Source organism: Heyndrickxia sp. FSL K6-6286, assembly GCF_038630395.1.
Lineage (GTDB): Bacteria > Bacillota > Bacilli > Bacillales > Bacillaceae_C > Heyndrickxia > Heyndrickxia oleronia.
The window spans coordinates 4760737-4784569 of the sequence record NZ_CP152029.1 but is presented as its reverse complement, the minus strand read 5'-3'; the positions used below and the strand labels follow the sequence as shown (position 1 = coordinate 4784569).

Here is a 23833-nt window from a genome sequence, read left to right as displayed (position 1 = left end):
CAATCCTGTTTTTTATGTTTAAATAAGTCTTTAGGACTAGTTGTTTATATGATACTATAATACTAAAAGCGTTTTCTTTAAATGGGGATTATAGGAAAGAGGGGCATAGATGAAGAAAAATAGTATGTTTGCCAAATTATTGCTATTTAATAGTTTACTGATTGTATTGATGGGATTAATCATTGGAGTATGCCAATTTTACTTGTTCGAGCAATCTCTTAACCACCTAATTCTCTTACTTAGTTCAGTTATTATTGCTGTCTTATTGAATATTGGTATATTCACGATGGTTTTTCGAAAAAAGTTTGCATTACTAAAAAAATCTGCTGAGCTTTCAGTAATTCTATCAAAAGGGTTGGTAACTGGGTCGAAAGAGACTCAATCCGTAGACGAAATAGAACAGATTCATCTTGCCTTAAATAACCTAACTCAAGAATCAGGGGTATTAATGAAAAAATTAAACGAAGTGAGCGGACAAGTAATTGAATCCGCCGCCGAGCTTTCTGCCATTTCAGAAGTGACCTCTAACGGTAGCATAGAGATTGGTAAAGGGATAAATGAAATTGCGATAGGTGTCCAAAATCAAGCATTAGACCTAGAAAATACAAGTTTTCGAGTTGAAAGCTTAAATCAATCAATTGAGACAATGAATCTCCACAATCAAAAAATTAAAGAGGTAACAGCAAACTCTGAGGAAGCAACTAAAAAGGGAGCAGAGATTGTAATAGAGTTGAAAAAGTCTAACGAACAATCATTAAAAGCTTCAGAGGAAATTAGTGTTGGTATTACAAGCCTTTATAATAAAACATTGGATATTTCCAGAATTACAGAAACGATTAATAGTATTTCGGCAGAAACCAATTTATTGGCATTAAATGCTAGTATTGAGGCAGCTAGAGCAGGAGAACATGGAAAAGGATTCGCGGTAGTGGCTAGTGAGGTGCGGAAATTAGCCGAGCAATCCAATGAGGCGACCAAGCAAATTCAAGAAATGATCCATGGTATCGAGCAAGAAACAGAAAAGACGGTTCTGGCAATGTCTGAAACAATCACCCATACGCAACAGCTTGATGAAGCAGTGAAGGCGACAGAAAAAGAGTTTACATCTATTTCTAATGCTGTTACCCAGACGATTCAAGCGATTGATAAATTAAATGATGAACTTCAAAATATCACCGAACAAAATCAAAGTATAATGACAGCTATTCATAGTGTTTCAAGTGTGTCACAACAAGCTGCTGCATCGGTTGAGGAAATCACAGCAACCATTGAAGAACAGAATAATATGATTAATCATATTTCAAATTCTGCTAATCATTTAAGTAAAGTAAGTTCACAATTAAATTCATTAATAGACCGATATGACGCGTAAAGAGGGAATCCATTTTGGATATTCTCTCTTTTTTTTAGCCATGTAAAAGATTCTTTTCTGTCTAAAAAAGAACTATGTGAAAAATGGGCATTTGACGAAAGAAGGAAATTCATTTATAATTATCTTGAATTCGAGATATTTTAATTGAAGATGATTTTTAATCAATGTAATAGATCATAATAGAAAAAAGGAGGATGGCATATGCAAAGTGTAGGTATCCATCATATTACTGCGATCGTCGGTGATCCACAGGAAAATGTCCATTTTTATTCAGAAATTTTAGGTTTAAGATTGGTAAAGAAGACAGTGAATTTTGATGATCCGGGCACGTATCATCTTTATTTTGGGGATGAAGCTGGAAATCCAGGAACCATTATTACTTTTTTCCCTTGGATAAATGCTTATAAAGGCCGAATAGGTGATGGTCAAGTGGGGGTGACTGCCTATGCAGTTCCAGAGGGAGCCCTTTCTTTTTGGAAAAACCGATTGACACAAAATGATATCCATTTTGATACAGTTGTTCGTTTTGAAGAGGAGTCTATCCTTTTCAATGATCCCCATGGATTAATCTTAGAAATTGTTGAAAGAAAAGAAGGTAAGAAAAGTGAATGGGGAATGGATGATATTTCAACAGATGTAGCGATTAAAGGGTTTGCTGGTGCTACTTTATTTTCTGGGGCTCCTAATAAAACAATGAATTTATTAGAAGAGCATATGGGCTTGGAGAAGGTTGGAGAAGAAGGAGAATATATTCGCTATCGTTCAATAGCTGATATTGGAAATGTAATCGACATTAAATTAACGACTACAGGTAGAGGATCAATGGGGGTAGGAACGGTCCATCATATTGCCTGGAGAACAAAGGATGATAACGAGCAATTGGAATGGCAGAAGTATTTGCCAACAGCTGGCTATCAAGTAACTCCTGTTCAAGATCGAAATTATTTCAATGCAGTCTATTTCAGAGAATTTGGAGGAATATTGTTTGAAATTGCAACAGATCCACCAGGATTTGCAATAGATGAGCCAAAGGAACAGCTTGGTGAACATTTAATGCTGCCTGCAAGATATGAAGGATATCGTCAACAACTTGAGGCGACCTTGCCACCAATACACATAGAAAAAAATAGGAGGAATGAGAAATGAAGCACTATTTTCAAAAAGGTAAGGATGCATCCAAGCCAGTCCTATTATTACTACACGGAACAGGTGGGAATGAACACTCCTTACTCCAAATAGCTGAAATGATTGATCCAGATGCATCAGTTTTAAGTGTCAGAGGAAATGTTCTGGAACATGGAATGCCTCGATTTTTTAAACGTTTAAGTGAAGGGGTCTTTGACCTAGATGATTTGGAGCTTAGGACAAAGGAACTAAATGATTTTTTAAATAATGCTTCAGTAGAATATGGATTTGATCGCCAAAACATCGTTGCAGTAGGGTATTCAAATGGCGCAAATATTGCAGGAAGTCTTCTATTTTATTTTGAAGAGGCTTTAAAAGGAGCTGTACTCTTCCATCCAATGGTACCGAGAAGAGACTTGGATATCCCATCGATGGATCAGCTTCCAGTATTCATCGGAGCAGGTGTGAATGATCCATTAATTAAAATGGCTGAGACAGAAGAACTAAAGGAAATTTTAGAGAAAAAGGGAGCAACCGTTACACTTTTTTGGGAAAATTATGGCCACCAATTAACGGAAGCTGAAGTGATGAATGCAGCGAAATGGTATCAGGAAAATTTTCGTAAGTAGGAGAGGGATCGAATAGACGTGCTAGAGGAATAGAATGGACGTTATATGTGAAAAAGCGTTATTTCGGTCTGATAATGGGCATACAAACCTTCTAATAAATTTGGGCATATAGCAGATTCAGTGTTTATAAAAGCCTTGAAACAGTAAGGTTATTTTGTCCGTATAGAGATAGAGCTAAATGAAAAAACCTGGATTTCTTTGAAATCTAGGCTTTTTTTATGTGGTCATTATTCTCTATTCTACTCTTATTAACCTCTTGATGTAATCGGATGGAACAATAAGATACTCCTTTAATAGAAGGATCATACATGGTTCAATCCTATCAACTATAATGATCGGGTTTTTTAATCCAGCAAATGCCTGCTATACTAAAGTTTATATCGACCTTTCAATAAATTTCTTATTTTTATCCATACTATATTTGAGGTGAAGTTCATGTATAAACTATTATCACATAATGATTTAGACGGAGTAGGCTGTGGCATTTTAGGGAAGCTTGCCTTTGGTGATAAAATCAGTGTTCGCTATAATTCTATTTCAAATCTTAATCGGGAAGTGGAATCATTTTTAGGGAATGATGATAAAGATACATATTTATTTATAACAGACCTATCTGTAAATGAAGAGAATGAAAAAGGATTGGCCTCATATGTACAGGAAGGGGGCAAGGTCCAATTAATTGATCATCATAAAACTGCGTTGCATTTCAATGAGTATTCATGGGGACATGTAGTCGTTGAGGATGAAGAGGGGAAATTAACTTCTGCAACTTCTTTATTATATGAATACCTTGTTTCTCATCAATATTTAGAGCCCACGAACGCAATTGCCGAATTTGTGGAGCTTATAAGACAATACGATACATGGGAATGGGAGAAAAATGATAATCAACAATCACAACGTTTGAATGCTCTATTTTTCTTAATTTCCATCGATGAATTTGAAGAAAAAATGCTTCAACGTCTTCAAGAGGATGACCATTTTGACTTTGATGAGTTTGAGACAAAGCTTTTAGAAATGGAAGAGCATAAGATTGAACGCTATATTCGTAGAAAAAGACGAGAACTGGTGCAAACAAAAGTCGGAGAACATTATGCAGGGATAGTTTATGCAGAATCCTATCACTCTGAACTAGGAAATGAATTAGGGAAAGAATATCCACACCTTGATTTTATTGTGATTTTAAATATAGGGGCAAAGCGTGTAGGATTTCGAACGATTCATGAACATGTGGATGTATCTGAAGTGGCTGGACATTTTGGTGGTGGAGGGCATGCCAAAGCCTCTGGCTGCTCATTAAATGAAGAAGCGTATAAACAGTTTGTTACTAACACCTTTCATTTAGAACCACTTCATGAGGATGCACAACGAAATCGTCATAATCTTAAGGGGTCTGATCTTGGATCTATGTATAGAAACCATAAGGCAGACATCTTCTTCCTTTATAAAGAAAATGAGCAATGGGTCATTGAGAAAAATAAAAGAAAAACGGAACACGCTTTTACAAGCTTTGAGGATGCAGAGAAACATTTAAAGAGAAGTGAAGCTGCTTGGCTTGTTAAAGATGATGAGTTTGTAAATTATTTATTAGGTGAAGTTAGGAATAATAAATAATAAGGATAAAAACAGAGCAGCTTGTTACCCAAGCTGCTTATCTATCATATACCTTCTTTTGCTTTAAAAGATACCTTTCTTCAAACTCCTCCTTCAAAATGGAAAATACTTTTAAATCCCAGTGCTTTTCTTTAATAAATACTGCTTTTCGTAATGTTCCCTCATAGGACATACCGATCTTTTCCATCACACGTTTTGAGCCGATGTTTTCAGTAAAGCATCTTGCTTGGATACGGATTAAATCCATTTTATCAAATCCAAATTTGATTAATTCTTTCGCTGCTTCAGCTGTTATTCCCTTGCCCCAGTAATCCTGATGTAATACATATCCAATTTCTGCAGTTTGATGGGTTGGATTCCATAAGACAAAATCAATGGTTCCAATCACCCGACCATTATCTTTATATTCAATTGCCCACGGTGATACCTGTTTTTCCGCATACTTGTTTAGCACAAATTCAATAAATTGCTTGGTGTCGGATAATGTACGGTGTGTGTCCCAAGTTACATATTTAGATACTTCATCATTTGAACCATATGCAAATATATCTTCAAGGTCTTCTAATGACATTTTTCTTAGGATTAATCGTTCCGTTTCAAAAGTAGGGAAATTCCCATAAATATCCTCAATATTCATCATATCACCCTTCAATAGTTTGTTCTCCATTATATAATGTATAATTGAGAAAATAAATAAAATTTAATTATTATCAATTGAACGATGGTTATATGTCTGAATGTTTTATATAATTAAATTAGAACAATCGTTCAAATATTTTAGGAAGGTTTGGGAAATGGGAAGAAGATACGATAGTGAAAAATCAAGAAAAGACATCATGGAACATGCTTTTTCATTATTTTCTCAACATGGCTATGCACAAACATCTGTAGGTGATATTTCCAAGGCATCAGGCTATAGTAAAGGACATATTTATTATCATTTTATAAACAAAGAAAAACTATTTGTCTTATTAGCTGAAAACACAATGAAAGAGTGGCATGAAAAATGGTTACAAAAGGAAAGGAACTATCAATCAGCAAAGGAGAAACTGTTCGGAATTGCCGAGCATGTCCTGTATAACTATCAAACCCCTTTGCTTAAAGCAGGACAAGAACTTGCATCAAATCCGCATTCAACTCCAGAATCAATCAAGCAATTATATGAATTAGCCATTGTTCCGATGAGTGTGTACAAAAAGATTTTACAGGAGGGAATGGATCAAGGGGAATTTAAAAAAGAGGATATTGAGGAATTGACTACTTTATTAGGGACCTGGTTGGGAGGACTATGTCAATTAACGAATACACAAGAATTAAGTACCTTAGAGCCATTATTTAAAAAAGCGATTACTATCTTTTATGAGTCTATTAAGAAGTAATGATAAGGGGGTAACCATGTGAAGATAGGATTGATTGGAGACAGTTTGACTGAAGGACGACCAGGTGTTTCTTTTTACAAAATTTTAAAAGGAAAATACCCGAATGAAATATTCATAAACTTAGGGAAACCTGGAGAAACAGTAAAAAGCTTGTACAATCGTCTATCTAAAACAACATTGGATACAGATTTTGATCTTATTTTTCTTTGGATTGGCGTAAATGATGTCTATTCTAAATTGTTAAAAGTTCAGGCACAACCGGTATCTAATAATCGTGAAGAATTTGAAGATTACTATAAGCGAAATATTGAATGGATCAAAGCCTATTCTAAAAAAGTCATTGTTGTTACACCTGCTCTTGTCGGAGAAAAGATGGATAGCCCATCTAACATGGAGATTAAGGAATTAGCAAAAATGGTTGACTCGATTGCTAGTTCTTATATGGATATTTCTGTGCTAGATATGCAACAAATTTTTAGCAAACATTTAGCAAACCTTGAATGTTCAGATTATATTAGTACAAACGTGATGACCATTATGAAGGATGCACTCTTTGTAAAGAAAATTCCTCGAATCGATAAGCTTTCAAAAGAAAGAGGTCTTTATTTTACTTTGGATGGGGTTCATATGAATAGTAAGGGTGCTGAAATAGTAGCTGATGCATATGGTTCGGTGATTGACCTAATTGTATCCAATCAAACGATTGGCATTCAGTAAAAGGGAGGATGATTTGAGTTGGTGAGAAAGTCATTACAGGTATCAACATTACCAGGTTATGAAAAGGAAATTGGTCGGTGGCTTTGGTGTTTAGAGGACGTTCGCCGAACACTTATCAATGCATTATCTGGAACAAATGAAAATGTTCTCGATGCTAAAATTGATGATAGACAATCGATTGGTTCATTGTTATATCATATTGCATTAATTGAAGCGGATTGGTTATACGAAGAAGTTCTTTGTACAGATTGGGATCCTGACATTCTCTCATTATTTCCGCAAGATTGCCGCGCTGAAGACGGAACATTATCTCATGTTGAGGGACAAAGTCTAGAAGAACATTTGCACCGCTTATCGAAGGTACGTGAGGTATTTCTCTCTCATTTTCGTTGCATGGATCTAGAAGATTGGAGAACACCAAGGATTCTTGAACCCTATGATGTGACGCCGGAATGGGTGGTCTATCATTTAATTGAACATGAAGCCCATCATAGAGGGCAAATCTTACAGCTATTGAAGCAATTACAGAGGTAGTAATCAATCCTATCAACAATCAATCTTTCATCACGTTATTGCAGGAATTCTTACTTTTTGCGAGAATGTTTTATTAAGAGGTATACTTTAATTAGATACTGAATGAAAGAGTGATTGTTTTGGAACAGACGGTTGAAAACTATTTACGATATTTAAAAATAGATATGGAGTTACCTTCCCAAAACTATTTACAGCGTTTGATCCAACATCATCTATCTCGCATTCCTTATGAAACGTTTAGTAAGTTCCATTATTTTTATGAAGGAACGGGTTTTGTTCCCTCATTAGCTGTATTTGTTGAAAATTTAATGGAAAAGGGATGGGGAGGAACCTGTTATACACTAAATATTAATTTCTCTCGACTTCTCTCAGAGCTAGGATTTTCGTGTTCCCTAGTTAGGGTCAATCCAGGGCATTTAGCAATTATGGTGACATTGGAAAATCGTAGGTTTTATGTTGATGTAGGTTATGGGTCACCTATAATGAAACCAATTGACCTAGAAGCTAAGAGGAGACATATCCTCCATGGATTCGGTGAGGAAATTATTTTTACTCAAACTACAGCTGACCGATTTGAAATCGATCGCCGATCAAACGGAAAATCCTTTGTGAAAAAGGAGATTGAGTGGGTTCCGTTAACAGAAGCAGATATTAAAGATGATATTATACATTCTTATATGGATGAGGATCAAAACACAACTATGAGACGAATTACGGCTGTTCGATTTAATGGGCAAGAATGTTATTTCCTACGGGATCATTCAATTAAAGTAATGACCTATCGAAATATTCGAGAAATTCAAATGCGTGATATAAATAAATGGAAGAAGACCGTACAAGAAGTTTACCAAATAGAAGAAAATTCCTTAAGTGAATCTATTCAGTTCCTCAAGGAACGTGGCGTTGTATTATTCAAAAATGGGTAAATTTAATTACTAGCCTTATCGTAGGCTAGTTTTTTAATGGGTTGTTGAGAATAAATGTTACAATGATGGTAAACAATGAAAGCATGATGAAATTTGTAAATTAAGGTATTTCAATTGAAATCCACACTTTAATTGTGACGAAAAATTGTTAATACTAGATTTTTACAGTCAAAAGAGGTATGATATTTTCGTGAAAGAAGGACTTAGATCTGGCTACGGCCAGTTTTTCTATGTAACAGGATATCGATTGAACGTAACTTTTGAATGTAAATGCCAAATACGAAAAATAAATTTGTAAAAGTAAGGTTAGGATGATGAAAATGAAACGTGCAAGAATAATCTATAATCCAACCTCAGGACGAGAATTATTTAAGAAACATATTGCGAATGTATTGCAAAAATTAGAGGTTGCTGGTTATGAAGCTTCTTGTCATGCGACAACAGCTGCAGGAGATGCCATTAACGCTGCGAAGATTGCAGTTGAACGTAAATATGATATTGTTATCGCAGCAGGTGGAGATGGAACAATTAATGAGGTTGTAAATGGTCTTGCAGAGCAAGAATATCGTCCGAAGCTAGGGGTCATTCCCGTTGGGACAACGAATGATTTTGCGCGAGCATTACATATCCCGCGTGATATTGAAGCTGCAGTTGATATTATTGTAAAAGGTGATACGATTCCTGTCGATATCGGCAAAATGAATGATAGCTATTTTATCAATATTGCCGGCGGCGGTAGATTGACTGAGTTAACTTATGAAGTACCAAGTAAATTAAAAACAATGCTTGGACAGTTGGCCTATTATATGAAAGGAATTGAGATGCTTCCTTCTATTAGAGCGACAGAAATGAGCATCGAGTATGATGGGAAACTATTTGAGGGAGAAGCAATGCTTTTCTTAATAGGACTGACCAATTCGGTTGGTGGATTTGAAAAATTAGCTCCAGATTCATCGATAAATGATGGTTTATTTTCATTAATTATTTTGAAGAAGACCAATCTTGCTGAATTTATACGAGTAGTAACAGCTGCAATTACAGGTAATCATATTAATGATCCAAATGTCATTTATACATCGGCGAATCGGATCAAGGTGAATTCAACAGAAAAAATGCAATTAAACATTGATGGAGAATTCGGTGGGTTAGTTCCTGCAGAATTTGAAAATTTATATCGCCATTTAGATGTATTTGTTCCAATTGATCGGATTCGACCTGAAGATAGAGTGGATTAATAAAAACGCCTTAGAGCACTTATCATATTTTTTAAGATAAGTGCTCTTTTATAAGTATTTGATAAAAAATGATTGACTTTTCTATTATTCCAAATTAAGCTAGGTGTGTAAGTGATTACTTGCATACATGAAGGTTGGATGAAAAAAATGAATGAACAAAAAAATACTTCAGAAAGAATTATTGAAGCATTTATCGAATTGTTTCGGGATTTCGGCTATAAAGGGGCAACAACTCGAGCTGTCGCAGAACGTGCTGGGGTCAATGAAGTAACGATTTTTCGGCATTTTGGAAACAAAAAAGGCATTATGGATGCTGCTCTCGAATCTGTGTCCTACAGTCCCTTTCTTGAAAAAATCATTAATGAGGATATGGTATGGGATTTAGAAAAAGACCTGTGGAAAATAGCTGATAGTTATCATAGGTATATGGTTAAGATCAATGATTTAGTATTAATTGGTTTCCGAGAGGCTCAGCTATTTCCTGAGCTTAATGACACGATTGTACAAATTCCTAAGCAATTAAAAGCCAATTTGGTTTCTTATTTAACAGAAATGTATAACAGAGGCAAATTAATTGAGACAAATATTGAATTTCAAGCAATGAACTTTATTTGGTTGAATTTCGGCTACTTTCTTTCAAAAAGTCGTTTTGGTAATCAGGTGATTGCAAGCTCACAAAATGAATTTTTGAAACATAGTATACAGCTTTTTGCTAGGGGACTAACCCCCTAGTAAATTTTTTAATTATTATGCAAGTATGTACTTGCTTTAATTAGGGAGGAATAAAAAATGACTATGATGAAACAGTTTTTTAAGCAATCTGAAACATTTATTGGTCTAGGAGCAGCATTTTTCTTCCTGCTCATTTTCTTTTGTGTATGGATGACTGCGTATGATGGAGTGAATGATCGAATTGATCAATTAAAAATTGGTTTTGTTAATGAGGATAAGCAAATGGGTTTAGTGATAGAAAAGGAAATGGAGAAAAACATTCCATTTGATATAAAAATATACCAAACAATTGAGTCTGCCCAAAAGGATATGAACCAACGGAAATTGGATATGGTGATGCAAGTACCCAAAGGCTTTTCAAGCGAGATTCAAGAAAAGGGAAGAACAGATCTTAAATACTTCATTAATCAGGCAAATGCTTCATTGGCGAAACAATTAATGGATGTGGCTGCAAATACGATTACACAAAGTGTGAATGAAAATGTCTATATGTATAAGCAACAGCTTATTCTTTCTAAAGCACCCGAACAGATGACTACTGTTATTTCTTCAAAGGAGCTTGCACAAAGTCTTACCAAAAATATAGAGTCAGCACTACAATCATTGAGTATTCAATCAGTCCAGCCATCTGTTGAAAAGACAAATCATGTAGATGGATTTGCTGCGACAATGGTTCCAATGATGATTGTACTTGCTTCCTTTGTTGGATCGATGATTATGAGTCTCAATGTTTATATGGCATCAATCAAATTAAAACCAAGCTATAGTAAATGGAGGGTCTTACTAGCAAGAATAGTTATAAATGCAGGTGTTGCCCTATTGTTGACAGTAATCTCACTTGTATTAATGGCAGCTTTCAATATTGAACTGCAAAGAACCTTCATAGAAACAGGGGTTTTTCAATTGTTAGTCTACTTTTCCTTTTTAAGTTTAACTCAGATGTTTGTGGTATTATTTGGACCTGGGGGAATGCTGTTCAATATCCTCGTTCTTTCACTACAACTAGTTACCTCGGGAGTGATCGTTCCTAAAGTGATGCTATCTAATTTTTATCAATCAATCGGTTCTCTACTCCCAGCAACCTACGCTGCAGATGGTTATTATACGGTCATATTTGGTGGAGAAAAATTAGCATTAAATATGATGATTTTACTACTCATATCATTGGTGTCTGTTGTTATTGTAATAATTAAAGTAGCATTTCAGAAATCTAGTGCAGGAGTATTAAGGGAAAAAGTCTCTGTATCACAGTAAAAACAATCCCGAGTATACAATAATGGGCTGTCAACAGACAGCCCATCTATGTTTATTCTTGTTTTAATAATAGTTTGCTTTGTTCAAATTCCTTTTCAATTTCCCCATTATGCTTATAGGTAGCTAAACTAACGACAATACTTACGATGAGGTTTACTATGAATCCTGGAACGATTTCATATAAGGTGTCACTGAGTCCAAGATTAGACCAGATAATAACAGTAGCTGCACCTGTAACCATTCCAAAGATGGCCCCCCAGTTATTCATCTTTTTCCAGAATAGGCTTAGGAATACAACTGGTCCAAAAGATGCACCGAATCCAGCCCATGCATAAGATACAAGCTTAAGAATAGTCGAATTATGATCAAATGCTAATAAAGCCGCAACAATGGCTACAACGAGAACAGCCATTCTTCCGAAGAAAACTAATTCCTTGTCTGAGGCATTACGACGGAACATTAATTTATATAGATCTTCGGTTAAGGCACTAGAAGTAACGATTAATTGAGAGGATACTGTACTCATAATAGCTGCTAGTACTGCGGCAAGAACAAGTCCTGCTATAAGCGGATGGAAAAGAATTTGCCCTAATTGGATAAACACTGTTTCAGCATCTGCTTTACCTAATGGTGCACCAATATTATGAAAGTATGCAATTCCGATCAAAGCTGTTAATGATGTTCCCGCTAATGAAAGGATCATCCAGCCCATTCCAATTCTTCGAGCACTTTTTGTTTCTTTAACCGTTTTAATTGCCATAAAGCGTACGATAATATGTGGCTGTCCTACGTAACCAAGCCCCCATGCAAGAGCAGAAATAACTCCTAGCACAGTGGTTCCCTTAAATAAATTAAGTAAAGTCGGATCAATTGAGCGAATGGTTTCAAATGTTTCCGCAGGACCTCCTGTTTTAAAGATTGCGATTGCTGGTACAAGAAGTAAGGCAATCACCATTATGAGACCTTGAATAAAATCGGTCCAGCTAACAGCAAGGAAACCTCCGAATAATGTATAGGCCACGACGACCCCAGCTACAATAAATAGGCCTGTTTTATAGTGTAACCCGAAGGAGCTTTCAAAGAAAACAGCCCCGGATACCATTCCTGATGAAACATAGAAAGTAAAGAATATTAAAATAACTAAAGACGAAACAATTCTTAATAATTTCGTAGAATCTTTGAATCGGTTTTCTAAATAAGATGGTATCGTAATAGAATCATTGGCAACCTGTGTATAGGAACGTAGACGTGGGGCAATTAATACCCAGTTTAAATAAGCACCAATCGTTAATCCAATGGCAATCCAGGCATCGGCTAATCCGTTTAAATATAAGCCACCTGGAAGTCCCATTAACAACCAACCACTCATATCTGCAGCTCCTGCACTTAAGGCAGTAACGGCTGGACCTAATGAGCGTCCACCTAGCATATAGTCAGTTAAATTACTTGTTTGCGGTATGCGTAAAAACCAATTAATAGCATCAATACCATATAAAGACCAATGGCTATCAGTTTGTATGCATCATCTGTCATCATGATCATCTCCTTCTAGTTGTATAAATTACACATTCTGAATGCCTTTTCATTATAGCGCAAAAAATGTATTTTTAAAATTACTAATGTTAGGAAAAGAGTAGATATATAAAATTATCAGTAAAGGATAAATAAAGGTTGCATTACAAAAAGTAATATACCTATAATTGGGAAAAGTGTGAAAAATGTAAATGAATAGCGAAATTTGCTAAAAAGGGGGGAGTAGGGTTATGGCTATAAAATTAGTGCTTCAATTATGTAAAACACTATTATTATGGCTGTTTGTGACAACCATCTTAATCTTGCTTATTCTTCTTCCAAGAGGAGATAGTAAGATCGATTATTCAAAATCACGGGTAGAAATGACGGAAGAATATGAAAAAAATATCACTACCTTTTCATGGGAGAGTTATAAAAATAATATTACTGATTTTTTTTCATATGCAATTAAAAACAGAAGTTTGGGTCAAACAGAATATGGTGTTTCTGTCGAATTTGAAGTATGGAGATATACGAAAAAAAGTATCTATATTTTACTCCCTAGTATTATTATTAGTTTTATTTTTGGTGTAGTAAAGGGGATCTATGATTTTAAAGTAGGCAAAAAGGCATTCAATCTATTTGGGGAGAAGATTACTTCCTTTTTTTTATCTGTTCCTGATTTTTTTGTCATCATTGCCATTCAGGTTGGAATCATGGCTCTAATCGATTTAGGCTTTCCTCACGTTAAATTGTATGGGAGTGAGACACTAACTAATAAATTATTTGCCATAGGATTTTTGTCCATCTATCCGACCTTTTACATCGCAAGAATAACAGAAAATTATCTCTCTTCTGAAAGTGGAAGGGACTATGTGCGAACAGCAATTGGTAAGGGGACATCTAGTAAAAAAATTATCTACTTGCATATGCTTAATAATTGCTGGATTCGTGTTGTTGGGCAAATTAATACATTAGTGCTGTATATTTTATCCAATCTATTCATTGTTGAGTTTCTAACAGGTTATCGTGGAGGTGCATACCGATTTTACCAGGCATTTCATGTCCCAAAACAATTTAGTATAGGCTCCAGCATGAATATAGATATTCCAATTGTTGTGGAGTTTATCGTACTGTTCACTACGATTGTGTTACTAACAAAAATAGTGAGTGATATGATCCATTCAATATTGCTTAGAAGGGAGGCCACTATAGAGAAATGAAGAAAAATAAATCATTAATTATAGGTATCAGTTTAGTTTCTATTATTCTATTCATTGCTATTGCTGGCCCTTACCTTCCTTTTGTCGATCAAGAATTAAAGACAGAAGGAGTACGAAAGATGGATAATGGGTCACTTAAGGTTCCTGCTTTTTCCCCGTCTAGTATGAATCTATTAGGGACGGATTCAGAGGGAAGAGATATTTTAAGTCGTTTGATTATGGGGACTAAAGAAGTTTTATACAGTGTAATCGGGATAACGTTAATTCGCTATTTAATTGCTGTCCCTTTTGGACTTTTTGCAAGTTTCTATCAATCAACTAGTAGATTACTAGATTTCTATAATAAAATCTTTTCGTTTGTACCAATCATTTTTATGGTGGTGCTTATCGTCAATCTACCATATATTATGTATTCTCCTCATAGAACCATTCTAGTCATTGTCATTATTGCATTGCTCGAAGTGGGGAGGGTTGGACAATTAATCCAAAATACGATATATACGATTTCTAAAAAGCCATTTATTGAAGCGGCTACATCTATTGGAACAAATAATCGTGGAATGTTTACTCGTCACTATTTTCCTTTTCTTTTGCCTGATTTGATTGTAAATCTAGTTTTAGATATTGGAAGAAATATGTTCCTACTCGGACAACTAGGGATTATTAATGTTTTCCTCGTGCATCGAATTGAAATTGTTGGAGAATTAACCGCAGAAGTCATTAATGATTCAAATGCGTGGCCACTGCTTTTTAAAGATGTCACATTTGATATATTTTCTAAGCCTTGGATTCCGATTGCTGCATGTGTGGCGATAACATTAGCGATTCTGGCCTTTAATCAACTTGGTAAGGGATTGAGACAGTTATTTGAGCAGAATGAGGTACGGTATTTTTAAATATATAGGGAAGAAAGGCGACAGTGATTATAAAGTGAATGGGGTAAGGATATGGAATTTTTATTAAAGGAATCAATTATCGAAGAACGTACAATTACGCAACTTCAAGAATCGATGGAGAAAGGTGAACTTACATCAAAGGAACTGGTCATGTACTATCTATATAAAATCGCGAAATATGATCAGGACGGACCAAGGATCAACTCTGTTCTTGAAATCAATCCGGATGCCATTTTTATTGCAGAAGGATTGGATCATGAGCGGAAAATGAAAGGTTCAAGAGGTGTTCTTCACGGCATTCCCATTTTATTAAAGGATAATATTGAAACGAAGGACAATATGCATACGAGTGCGGGAACATTGGCACTTGAGCAGTATGTAGGGAAAAAGGATGCCTTTCTAGTCGAAAGGCTGCGACAAGCAGGAGCGGTGATCTTAGGAAAGGCAAATATGACTGAATTAGCGAATGGAATGTCTAGTAAAATGTGGGCAGGATATAGCTCAAGAGGTGGACAGGTGGTCAATCCGTATGGCTCTGAATTCTTTGTTGGTGGTTCAAGTACAGGCTCTGCAGCTGCTGTTGCCTCTAATTTTACAGCAGCAGCTATCGGAACGGAAACAGATGGCTCTATCCTAAGTCCAGCCGTTCAGCACTCGGTAGTGGGCATTAAGCCAACAACTGGTCTTATTAGTCGTACAGGAATCATTCCATTTACGTATTCGCAGGATACAGCAGGACCGATGGCAAGAACAGTAGAAGATGCAGCCATTCTATTAGGGATGTTAACAGGTGTAGATTCAGAGGATCCAGCAACATATAAAAGTGAAGGAATGTTCGATGGGGACTATACACATTTCCTAGATGAACAAGGATTAAAAGGGACAAGAATTGGTGTATTTACTCAAGTAACAGAAGATTCTTTCATGCCAGGGGAGTATGATGAAGCTTTATTTCAGCAAGCGATACAAATCATGCAATCAGCAGGGGCAAAAATGATTGTCGATATTGATCTTCCCTCCCTTCATCGAGAATGGAGTTGGTCTGTTAACTATTATGAGCTAAAGCATAGTCTAGCAAACTTTCTTAACCATCTACCGGCTCATTTTCCGGTACATAGTATTAGAGAGTTAATTGAGTATAATCGAGAGAGTCCTGAGAGAACATTAAAATATGGCCAAGATAAGCTCGAGATAAGAGGAGAACTAACAAATACGTTAAGAGAATCAAATTACTTATTGGCCAAACTAGAGGATTTATATTATGCACGTGATAAAGGGATTGATGAAGCTATAGAAACCTATCAATTAGATGCCATTCTCTTTCCTGCATATGTAGGATCTACAATCTGTGCTAAAGCTGGCTACCCATCTATTGCACTTCCCGCCGGATTCATGGAAAATGGCCGTCCATTTGGAATCACATTGGCTTCAGGGGCATTTAAGGAAGGGACATTAATAAAACTAGGATATGCCTTTGAAAAGGCAGGGGGGTTTAGAAGAAGACCATTATTTTCATAACTAAAACAGGGAAGCCCACAGACGGGTTTCCCATGTTTTTATATTAATTTATAAAGATAGTATTCATTGACCGGGTTTCCATCAATCATTAAGGAATGGACCTTTTCACCTTCAATAATAAAGCCCATTTTTCTATATAGGCGAAAGGCATTTTCATTATCTTTTATTACAGTTAACTCAAGTCTTGTAAATTCTCTTTCCTTTGCCCATCGAAACATTTCTTCAAATAATTGCTTGGCAATTCCTTTTCCACGATGTTTCTTTGATACTCCTAAAACGAGATAGGCGGAATGTCTTGTGCGCTTTACACTGCCACCTATCGCAATCATATATCCAATCAGCTGTTCATTCTCTTCAACGACTAAAATCGTTGAACGATCATCCCCTAAAATACGTTTTATTCTTTTCTCTTCCATCTCAATATCAATCATTCTTTCACCCGGATCATAAAGCATAAATCCTGACTTGTCGATTTCCTGACATAGATGGCTAAAGTCTTTGGCATCAGACGGTTGAATCTCTCTAATTTTCATATATGATGTTCCTTTCAATTTTGATAGTAAATATATTTCTAGGAAAAGAGCTTTTTTCCTGTAATTATTTTTAAACAAACGTTTGATTAGTAATGAAAATAGTACATTTATCAATCGTTTATGTCTTTAAACAAACGTTTGATTAAGCCAGCTTTCTTACGTTTGTTACTTTGTAAAAAGCCTACCGTGGGCTTTTACACCTAGTAATGAATTCAGCAGTTCTTTTGGAAGTTTGCATCTCATTTCTCAGTGAAATGGAGCAGGTTGAAGTTCTTTAACTATATTTATTAGTTAAAACTTTACCTAAATAGAATTCTTGATTAAAGAAGAAAAAATAGTTTGAAAGGAGCTATTGATTTAACAAATTGACATGAGCTATCTTTTATGATATTTAAAATATGGTTAGCACTCTTTGTGTGAGAGTGCTAAAATGGAATATATAGTTTATTAATAGGAAGGAGATATTCATATGGCAAAGAAACAATTTAAAGCAGAATCTAAACGATTATTAGAAATGATGATTAACTCCATTTACTCTCAAAAAGAGATTTTTTTAAGAGAATTAATCTCGAATGCTAGTGATGCTATTGATAAAATTTACTACAAAGCATTAACGGATGAAGCATTAACATTTGATAAAGATAGCTATTATATTAAAATTGAGGCGGATAAAGAAAACCGCTTATTGAAAATCTCTGATACCGGAATTGGGATGACAAAAGAGGATCTCGAAAACAATCTTGGTACAATCGCTAAGAGTGGTTCTCTTGCGTTTAAAAATGAAAACGAAGCAAAGGATGGCCATGATATTATTGGTCAATTTGGTGTAGGGTTTTATTCTGCATTTATGGTAGCAGATGAAGTAACAGTTGTCAGTAAAGCTTTAGGTAGTGAAGAAGCATATAAATGGGAATCTAAAGGTGCGGACGGATATAAGATTGATCCATGTGAGAAGGAGTCCGTGGGAACAGAAATCACCTTGAAAATCAAGGGAAACACTGAGGATGAACAATTTGATGAGTATTTAGATGAGTATCGTTTAAAAGCGATTATTAAAAAGTACTCTGATTTCATTCGCTACCCAATTAAAATGGATATGACAAGCAGCCGTCTAAAAGAAGGCAGCGAAAATGAATATGAAGAGTTCACAGAGGAACAAACAATTAATAGCATGGTTCCGATTTGGCGAAAAAACAAAAGTGAGCTTACCGAAGAGGACTATGAAAATTTCTATCAAGAAAAGCGGTACGGCTTTGACAAACCATTGAAGCATATTCATATTAAAGTAGACGGTACAGTACGATATAATGCGATATTATACATTCCAGAAAATGTTCCATTCGACTATTATTCTAAAGAATTTGAAAAGGGATTAGAGCTATATTCCAGTGGTGTATTAATTATGGAAAAATGCTCAGACCTATTACCAGACTACTTTGGCTTTGTAAAAGGTATGGTCGATTCAGAAGATCTATCCCTAAATATTTCACGTGAAATTTTACAACAAGATAAGCAACTTAAATTCATTGCGAAAAACATTAAAAGCAAAATCAAACGTGAATTGGAAAGCCTCTTAAAGAATGAACGTGAGAAATATGAAAAATTCTATAATGCCTTTGGTCGACAATTAAAATTTGGCGTTTACAATGACTTTGGACAGGATAAAGAAGTCCTCCAAGATCTAATTATGTTCTATTCATCGAAGGAGAAAAAGCTTGTTACATTAGATGAATATGTCTCAAGAATGCCTGAGGACCAAAAATATATTTACTATGCAACAGGAGAATCCATTGACCGAATTGACAAGCTTCCTCAAACCGAACTTGTCTCTGAAAAGGGATATGAAATCCTCTATTTCACTGATGATGTAGATGAATTCGCAATCAAAATGCTAATGAACTACAAAGAAAAAGAATTCAAATCTGTTTCTAGTGGTGATCTCGGTATTGAAGAAGAAAGTGAAAAACAAACAGAGTCTGAGGAAAAAGAAAGCAAAGAGCTCTTTGATTACATGAAAGAAGTACTTGGTGAGAAAGTTAAAAATGTTCGTGCTTCCAAGCGTTTAAAATCCCATCCTGTTTGTCTAACAGCGGAAGGCGAAGTATCCATTGAAATGGAGAAAGTTCTCAGCGCCATGCCAAACAATCAAACTGTGAAAGCAGATAAGGTTCTAGAAATTAACGTCAATCACGAAGTGTTCTCTTCCTTAAAAACTGCCTTTGAACAGGATAAAGAAAAAGTGAAACTATTTACAAATCTACTTTACAATCAAGCTCTTCTTATCGAGGGTCTGCCAATCAATGACCCAGTTGAATTTACAAATGATATTTGTAAAGTGATGGTTTGATCGTTGATGTAAAAGCTTTGTTCCTTTACGGAGCAAAGCTTTTTAAATGATAGAACGATCATAAATTTGACTTTGGATATTGAACCGCTTAAAAATGGTTTTGAACATTCAAGAGGAGGAGTGAACTATTCAAAAAAAGATCATAAACGATCATTTTAAGAGAGACCGCTCAAAAAAAGGAAGAGAGCAATCAAAAAAAGATGTAGACCATTCAAAAAAAGAGCGAATCACTCAAAAAGTGAAAGAACCATTTAATTAAGGATCGACCATTTAGAACGATCATGTTACTTCTATATTTATCCCAGAATATTAAATAATTTTAAAAATCCTTTCCGTTTTCCACGCTCTCGAAATTCGACTGGTTGGGTGTCTGTTTGACTCTGTTGCTGAGTTTCAAATAGTTTTTTCTCTAATTGTTCTATACGATTCGTTAGCTTGATCATTTCATTCTCTAAATCCTCAATTTCCCTTCTATGTGATAAAAGTTGATAGCTGACAACATTATCAGCCTTTCCGTTTATTTGACCTTCTAATTGGATTAATTTTTCATGAAGGGTATTGGTAGTAGGTTGATCGCTTTGAGTTTTCTTTCCTTTGCGTACCTTTTTAAAAGGTAAATTAATATCGTGGAGGAGCTTTCCCTTTTGAATTTCTGCTTGTATTTGTTTAAACATCGCAATATCTTCATCGCTAAATTCGAAATGACCCAAATCATTTCGATTAATTTCCAGTTCTAATTGTTTAATCCATCGTTGAATCGTGCTATGTGAGACACCTAATAATTTCGCTACACTTGCTGTATTCAAGTAAATCCCTCCTTTTCTTTAGATTATTCTACTTTGACTAAAGGAATCCTTTGCATACGACAAAACTAGTACCACTTCGGCAAAGAAAGTGGAAGTTTTTCGCTATTGTCGAATATTTGAACAACCCTAATGTATACAATTAGACAATTATTCATAGAAGACGAATCTTCCTCCACTCCGTTTGTCTTGCTAGACCATAAGCTTCAAGCTATAATACAGGCTTTTCAAAAACGAATATTTACTTTGGTTACAAGGAATTTTATGTGAATTGTTTATATAGACTTTTCTCTTCACAAGACAGATTTAGTAGAAAGACAACCGTATATTTAAATAGACTTGGATAAGTATCTATTACAACAATTTCTAGGGGGAATATAAATATAAGTAAACGGACATGTAAAGATAGGGATCTAGATGTTGAAGAAGAAAGGAGGGTTTATATGAATTATGACATCTTCATCACAGGTTTTGTCTTTCTCATTACTATGCTGATTATTTTCTGGAGACCAAAAGGAATAAATGAAGCATGGCCTGCCTCAATTGGGGCTTTAATTATATTACTAACAGGCGTTGTATCAAGTAGAGATATACAAGACATTATCAGTAAGATCGGTGGTGCATCCATTACGATTATCTCTACGATTGTTATGGCGGTTATATTAGAAAGCTTTGGTTTTTTTCACTGGGCAGCAGCAAAACTTGCAAGCTTAGCGAGAGGATCAGGATATCGATTATACTGGTTTATCCAACTATTATGTTTTTTGATGACACTTCTATTTAATAATGATGGTAGCATATTAATTACAACTCCTATTCTGATACTTCTATTAAAAAATCTCAGTCTTAAACCACACCAGCAAATCCCCTACCTTTTAAGCGGTGCATTAATAGCTACTGCCTCTAGTGCGCCAATTGGAGTAAGCAATATTGTTAATTTAATTGCTTTGAAAATTGTTCATATGTCTCTGTATATGCATACCGCTATGATGTTTATCCCAGCTACACTAGGACTACTTTTTATGTCAGGATTAATGTTTATATTGTTAAAACGAACATTACCAAAAAAATTGCCAAATACGAAATATGATTTAGAAGCAATGTTTTTCATCAAGCATTTTCATCCTTTAAAAGGTGGCATAGATGTTAATTCAAAAAAGAAACGGACAACATTCATGTTGAAATTACTATTTTTTGTGTTTATCATGCGATGCTTATTATTCATTGCCTCGTATTTCTCCATTCCTATCGAAATTGTTGCAGTATTGGGTTCAGTCGTATTGTTAGTGTGGAGATGGTACTATTTGCGAACTAATCCTGTTGATATATTAAAGAAAACACCCTAGCATATACTCATATTTGCCTTTTCTATGTATGTGATTATTTACGGGCTTCATAATGCAGGTTTAACAGAATTTCTCGTGAAAATTTGCGAACCGATAGTGAACCAGGGATTGTTCTATGCCAGTTTTATTATGGGGGGATTAGTATCTATCCTATCGAATTTGTTTAATAATCACCCCGCATTAATGATTGGAACCATTACATTAACGGAAATGGGACTTGATCCCGTTACACTAAAAACTATCTATTTAGCAAATATAATTGGCAGTGATATGGGATCTTTATTATTACCAATTGGAACACTCGCTTCATTAATTTGGATGCATATTCTAAGACAAAATAAAATTAAAATTAAATGGAAGGATTATTTGAATGTATCACTGATAGTCATCCCGTTAACTACCATCGTTACCCTATTCCTATTATTCTATTGGGTACAAATGATATTTACTTAAGGAGAGGTAGGAGGGAGTAAATGAATAAAAAATAAAAAAGCACCCGTAATGATCTGACCCATTAAAGTTAGACAAATATTTTTTATGCAACTTTTAAGACTTAAGTTCGGTACTCCACCGGACTCAAGTCTTTTAATTTTGCCTTTATTCGTTTGTGATTGTAATAGTAAATATAGTCCGCTAATTCCCGTTCAAAGTGTTCAATACTGTCAAATTCCTGTAGATAAAGGAGTTCGGACTTTAATAAGCCAAAGAAATTTTCCATAACTGCGTTATCCAAACAGTTACCCTTTCGGGACATGCTCTGTGTAATTTGGTGCTGTTCTAATGTTTTTTGATACTGTTTCATTTGATAATGCCAACCTTGATCTGAATGAAGAGTTACTTGGTCTCCTGGCTGAAGATGTTCAATCGCTTGGTCTAACATATCGCCCACCAATTTGTAAACCGGACGTTTCATGACGGTATACGCTATTATTTCGCCATTACACAAATCCAGTACTGGAGAGAGGTAACGTTTCTCACCAAATAGGTGGAATTCTGTAACGTCGGTTACCCATTTTTGATTCATTTTCTCGGTAGAGAAATCACGTTTTAAAACGTTCGGAGCGATTTTGCCTACATTTCCTTTATAAGAACGGTACTTCTTCATGCGTACCAAGCATTTTAAACCGATTTCATTCATTAACCGATTGATGGTTTTGGGATCATGTTGAAACCCTCTTTTTTTTAGCTCTTTCGTAATACGACGATACCCATAACGACCTTTATGTTCATGATAGATCTCGTTGATAGCTTCTTTTAATTTCTCATATTTATCAGGTTGATTTAACCGTTTTTCCCAATAATAATACGTGCTGCGTGGAATGTCAGCGACTTCAACTAAATCCACAACCTCATACTCATCCTTTAGTTCGAAAATTACTTGCGCTTTGATTTTGTTTGTAATTTTTCCTGCATTTGAACTAAAGCATTCAACTTTTTTAAGTAGGCATTCTCCATTCGTAATCGTTCGTTTTCTGCCTGTAAGGCCTCTAATGATCCCTCTACTGGTTGAGTAGATTTCTTTGTCTCTTTTTTCATGGATGGACGCCCCTTTTTCTTCGATTTAAGGGCATCTAATCCTTCCGTTTCAAGTTTCAGCTTCCAATCCAAAATAGTACTAGGTGCTGAAATATTGAAAATGGCTGCTGTTTCATACAGAGACGTCCCTTGTTCGTTCAAATAATTAAGTACGTCTAGTTTAAACTGAACTGTATAGTTTGTATAGCTTTTAATAAGCCCTTCCTCACCATTATATTGATACTGTAAAACCCATTTTTTAATGAGATTATGCGAAATTCCATATATTTTACCGAGGGACTTATAACCTCCCTCATTATTTAAATATCTTTGAACCATTTCTAATTTCTTTTCGAATGTAAATTTGGACATAAAAACACCCCGCAAATGTTAGTTTGGTGTCTAACATTCACGGGGCAGTTCAGTAAAGGATGCTTCAAAATAACCCCAAAAAGATCCTCTATCTGTTATGTTAGATGGAGGTCTTTTTCCATTCACTATATATTTATTAACATAAGTGTAAAATGGTTAATACTAAAGCAATTTCACATTTAATCAAACGTTTGATTAATAAATTTTCATCCCAAACAGTTGTGTGATACAATCGTGACATCATAAATTGG

At 35.2% G+C, this 23833-nt stretch carries 19 protein-coding genes and 2 pseudogenes; 16 read left to right on the top strand and 5 right to left on the bottom strand.

Translation table 11 applies throughout. The annotated features are described in order from the left end of the window. Positions 1–109 precede the first annotated feature (109 nt). The 4 genes from MHI39_RS24050 to MHI39_RS24035 all read left to right on the top strand — a co-directional run bounded on the left by MHI39_RS24050 (position 110) and on the right by MHI39_RS24035 (position 4740). On the top strand, positions 110–1372 hold the full coding sequence (locus MHI39_RS24050) for a methyl-accepting chemotaxis protein (RefSeq protein ID WP_342540393.1): 1263 nt from the start codon (positions 110–112) through the stop codon (positions 1370–1372). A gap of 201 nt (positions 1373–1573) precedes the next feature. After that, entirely contained in the window at positions 1574–2518 is a 945-nt protein-coding gene (locus MHI39_RS24045; RefSeq protein ID WP_251345871.1) for a ring-cleaving dioxygenase, read from the top strand. After that, the gene (locus MHI39_RS24040; RefSeq protein ID WP_342540392.1) at positions 2515–3126 is read left to right on the top strand and encodes an alpha/beta hydrolase; all 612 of its coding nucleotides are present in this window, start codon (positions 2515–2517) and stop codon (positions 3124–3126) included. Before MHI39_RS24045 ends, MHI39_RS24040 begins: the two co-directional genes overlap by 4 nt. Before the next feature lie 435 nt (positions 3127–3561). Further along, positions 3562–4740: an oligoribonuclease gene (locus MHI39_RS24035; protein ID WP_342540391.1), complete on the top strand. Its 1179-nt coding sequence runs from the start codon at positions 3562–3564 to the stop codon at positions 4738–4740. A 37-nt stretch (positions 4741–4777) separates the two neighbouring features. Here the strand turns inward: MHI39_RS24035 and MHI39_RS24030 are convergent, their stop codons facing one another. Then, positions 4778–5377: a GNAT family protein gene (locus MHI39_RS24030; protein WP_342541484.1), complete on the bottom strand. Its 600-nt coding sequence runs from the start codon at positions 5375–5377 to the stop codon at positions 4778–4780. A gap of 157 nt (positions 5378–5534) precedes the next feature. On the opposite strand from MHI39_RS24030, the gene MHI39_RS24025 reads away from it, so the two are divergent. From MHI39_RS24025 to MHI39_RS23995, 7 genes are all read left to right on the top strand, one after another. After that, positions 5535–6119 carry a TetR/AcrR family transcriptional regulator gene (locus MHI39_RS24025; protein WP_278891353.1) on the top strand — a complete coding sequence of 195 codons (585 nt, stop codon included), beginning with the start codon at positions 5535–5537 and terminating at the stop codon, positions 6117–6119. Between the two features lie 18 nt (positions 6120–6137). Continuing rightward, a complete protein-coding gene (locus tag MHI39_RS24020) occupies positions 6138–6836 on the top strand; it encodes an SGNH/GDSL hydrolase family protein (RefSeq protein WP_342540390.1) in 699 nt (232 codons plus the stop codon). A 21-nt stretch (positions 6837–6857) separates the two neighbouring features. Beyond that, entirely contained in the window at positions 6858–7370 is a 513-nt protein-coding gene (locus MHI39_RS24015; RefSeq protein WP_235813348.1) for a DinB family protein, read from the top strand. A gap of 119 nt (positions 7371–7489) precedes the next feature. Next, positions 7490–8296 carry an arylamine N-acetyltransferase gene (locus MHI39_RS24010; RefSeq protein ID WP_071977438.1) on the top strand — a complete coding sequence of 269 codons (807 nt, stop codon included), beginning with the start codon at positions 7490–7492 and terminating at the stop codon, positions 8294–8296. 320 nt (positions 8297–8616) lie between these two features. After that, positions 8617–9531: a diacylglycerol kinase gene (locus MHI39_RS24005; RefSeq protein WP_251340203.1), complete on the top strand. Its 915-nt coding sequence runs from the start codon at positions 8617–8619 to the stop codon at positions 9529–9531. A gap of 147 nt (positions 9532–9678) precedes the next feature. Next, on the top strand, positions 9679–10263 hold the full coding sequence (locus MHI39_RS24000) for a TetR/AcrR family transcriptional regulator (protein WP_058004506.1): 585 nt from the start codon (positions 9679–9681) through the stop codon (positions 10261–10263). 57 nt (positions 10264–10320) lie between these two features. Next, entirely contained in the window at positions 10321–11517 is a 1197-nt protein-coding gene (locus MHI39_RS23995) for an ABC transporter permease (protein ID WP_342540389.1), read from the top strand. Between the two features lie 52 nt (positions 11518–11569). Here MHI39_RS23995 and putP read toward each other — a convergent pair. Further along, positions 11570–13050 (bottom strand): annotated as a pseudogene (putP, locus tag MHI39_RS23990) (sodium/proline symporter PutP). Between the two features lie 230 nt (positions 13051–13280). Between putP and MHI39_RS23985 the strand changes: the two are divergent. Genes MHI39_RS23985 through MHI39_RS23975 form a run of 3 tightly spaced genes read left to right on the top strand, consistent with a single transcriptional unit; the run spans position 13281 to position 16666 of the window. Then, on the top strand, positions 13281–14252 hold the full coding sequence (locus MHI39_RS23985; RefSeq protein WP_278891357.1) for an ABC transporter permease subunit: 972 nt from the start codon (positions 13281–13283) through the stop codon (positions 14250–14252). Then, positions 14249–15148: an ABC transporter permease subunit gene (locus MHI39_RS23980; protein ID WP_058004510.1), complete on the top strand. Its 900-nt coding sequence runs from the start codon at positions 14249–14251 to the stop codon at positions 15146–15148. Before MHI39_RS23985 ends, MHI39_RS23980 begins: the two co-directional genes overlap by 4 nt. A gap of 51 nt (positions 15149–15199) precedes the next feature. After that, a complete protein-coding gene (locus MHI39_RS23975) occupies positions 15200–16666 on the top strand; it encodes an amidase family protein (RefSeq protein WP_342540388.1) in 1467 nt (488 codons plus the stop codon). Positions 16667–16704: 38 nt separating this feature from the next. Here the strand turns inward: MHI39_RS23975 and MHI39_RS23970 are convergent, their stop codons facing one another. After that, entirely contained in the window at positions 16705–17199 is a 495-nt protein-coding gene (locus tag MHI39_RS23970) for a GNAT family N-acetyltransferase (RefSeq protein ID WP_259548313.1), read from the bottom strand. 469 nt (positions 17200–17668) lie between these two features. Here MHI39_RS23970 and htpG point away from each other — a divergent pair, with 469 nt between their 5' ends. Continuing rightward, positions 17669–19546, top strand: a complete 1878-nt coding sequence (gene htpG / locus MHI39_RS23965) for a molecular chaperone HtpG (protein WP_259548311.1) — start codon at positions 17669–17671, stop codon at positions 19544–19546. A gap of 296 nt (positions 19547–19842) precedes the next feature. Here htpG and MHI39_RS23960 read toward each other — a convergent pair whose 3' ends face one another. Continuing rightward, positions 19843–20352 (bottom strand): MerR family transcriptional regulator, encoded by a 510-nt coding sequence (locus MHI39_RS23960; RefSeq protein WP_259548309.1) that lies wholly within the window; start codon positions 20350–20352, stop codon positions 19843–19845. A 440-nt stretch (positions 20353–20792) separates the two neighbouring features. Between MHI39_RS23960 and MHI39_RS23955 the strand changes: the two are divergent. Continuing rightward, positions 20793–22148, top strand: a pseudogene (locus MHI39_RS23955) (arsenic transporter). 100 nt (positions 22149–22248) lie between these two features. On the opposite strand, the gene MHI39_RS23950 reads toward MHI39_RS23955, so the two are convergent. Beyond that, positions 22249–23582 (bottom strand): IS3 family transposase gene (locus MHI39_RS23950; protein ID WP_342540387.1). Its coding sequence is split into 2 segments (ribosomal slippage): positions 22249–23135 and positions 23135–23582, totalling 1335 coding nucleotides; the frame shifts between segments, so codons are not numbered across the junction. Positions 23583–23833 lie beyond the last annotated feature (251 nt).

Excerpts from the sequence above, each read along its gene's own strand:
- MHI39_RS24050 (WP_342540393.1), top strand. The coding sequence starts at position 110 with ATGAAGAAAAATAGTATGTTTGCCAAATTATTGCTATTTAATAGTTTA.
- MHI39_RS24045 (WP_251345871.1), top strand. The coding sequence starts at position 1,574 with ATGCAAAGTGTAGGTATCCATCATATTACTGCGATCGTCGGTGATCCA.
- MHI39_RS24040 (WP_342540392.1), top strand. The coding sequence starts at position 2,515 with ATGAAGCACTATTTTCAAAAAGGTAAGGATGCATCCAAGCCAGTCCTA.
- MHI39_RS24035 (WP_342540391.1), top strand. The coding sequence starts at position 3,562 with ATGTATAAACTATTATCACATAATGATTTAGACGGAGTAGGCTGTGGC.
- MHI39_RS24030 (WP_342541484.1), bottom strand. The coding sequence starts at position 5,377 with ATGAATATTGAGGATATTTATGGGAATTTCCCTACTTTTGAAACGGAA.
- MHI39_RS24025 (WP_278891353.1), top strand. The coding sequence starts at position 5,535 with ATGGGAAGAAGATACGATAGTGAAAAATCAAGAAAAGACATCATGGAA.
- MHI39_RS24005 (WP_251340203.1), top strand. The coding sequence starts at position 8,617 with ATGAAACGTGCAAGAATAATCTATAATCCAACCTCAGGACGAGAATTA.
- MHI39_RS24000 (WP_058004506.1), top strand. The coding sequence starts at position 9,679 with ATGAATGAACAAAAAAATACTTCAGAAAGAATTATTGAAGCATTTATC.
- MHI39_RS23995 (WP_342540389.1), top strand. The coding sequence starts at position 10,321 with ATGACTATGATGAAACAGTTTTTTAAGCAATCTGAAACATTTATTGGT.
- MHI39_RS23985 (WP_278891357.1), top strand. The coding sequence starts at position 13,281 with ATGGCTATAAAATTAGTGCTTCAATTATGTAAAACACTATTATTATGG.
- MHI39_RS23980 (WP_058004510.1), top strand. The coding sequence starts at position 14,249 with ATGAAGAAAAATAAATCATTAATTATAGGTATCAGTTTAGTTTCTATT.
- MHI39_RS23975 (WP_342540388.1), top strand. The coding sequence starts at position 15,200 with ATGGAATTTTTATTAAAGGAATCAATTATCGAAGAACGTACAATTACG.
- MHI39_RS23970 (WP_259548313.1), bottom strand. The coding sequence starts at position 17,199 with ATGAAAATTAGAGAGATTCAACCGTCTGATGCCAAAGACTTTAGCCAT.
- htpG (WP_259548311.1), top strand. The coding sequence starts at position 17,669 with ATGGCAAAGAAACAATTTAAAGCAGAATCTAAACGATTATTAGAAATG.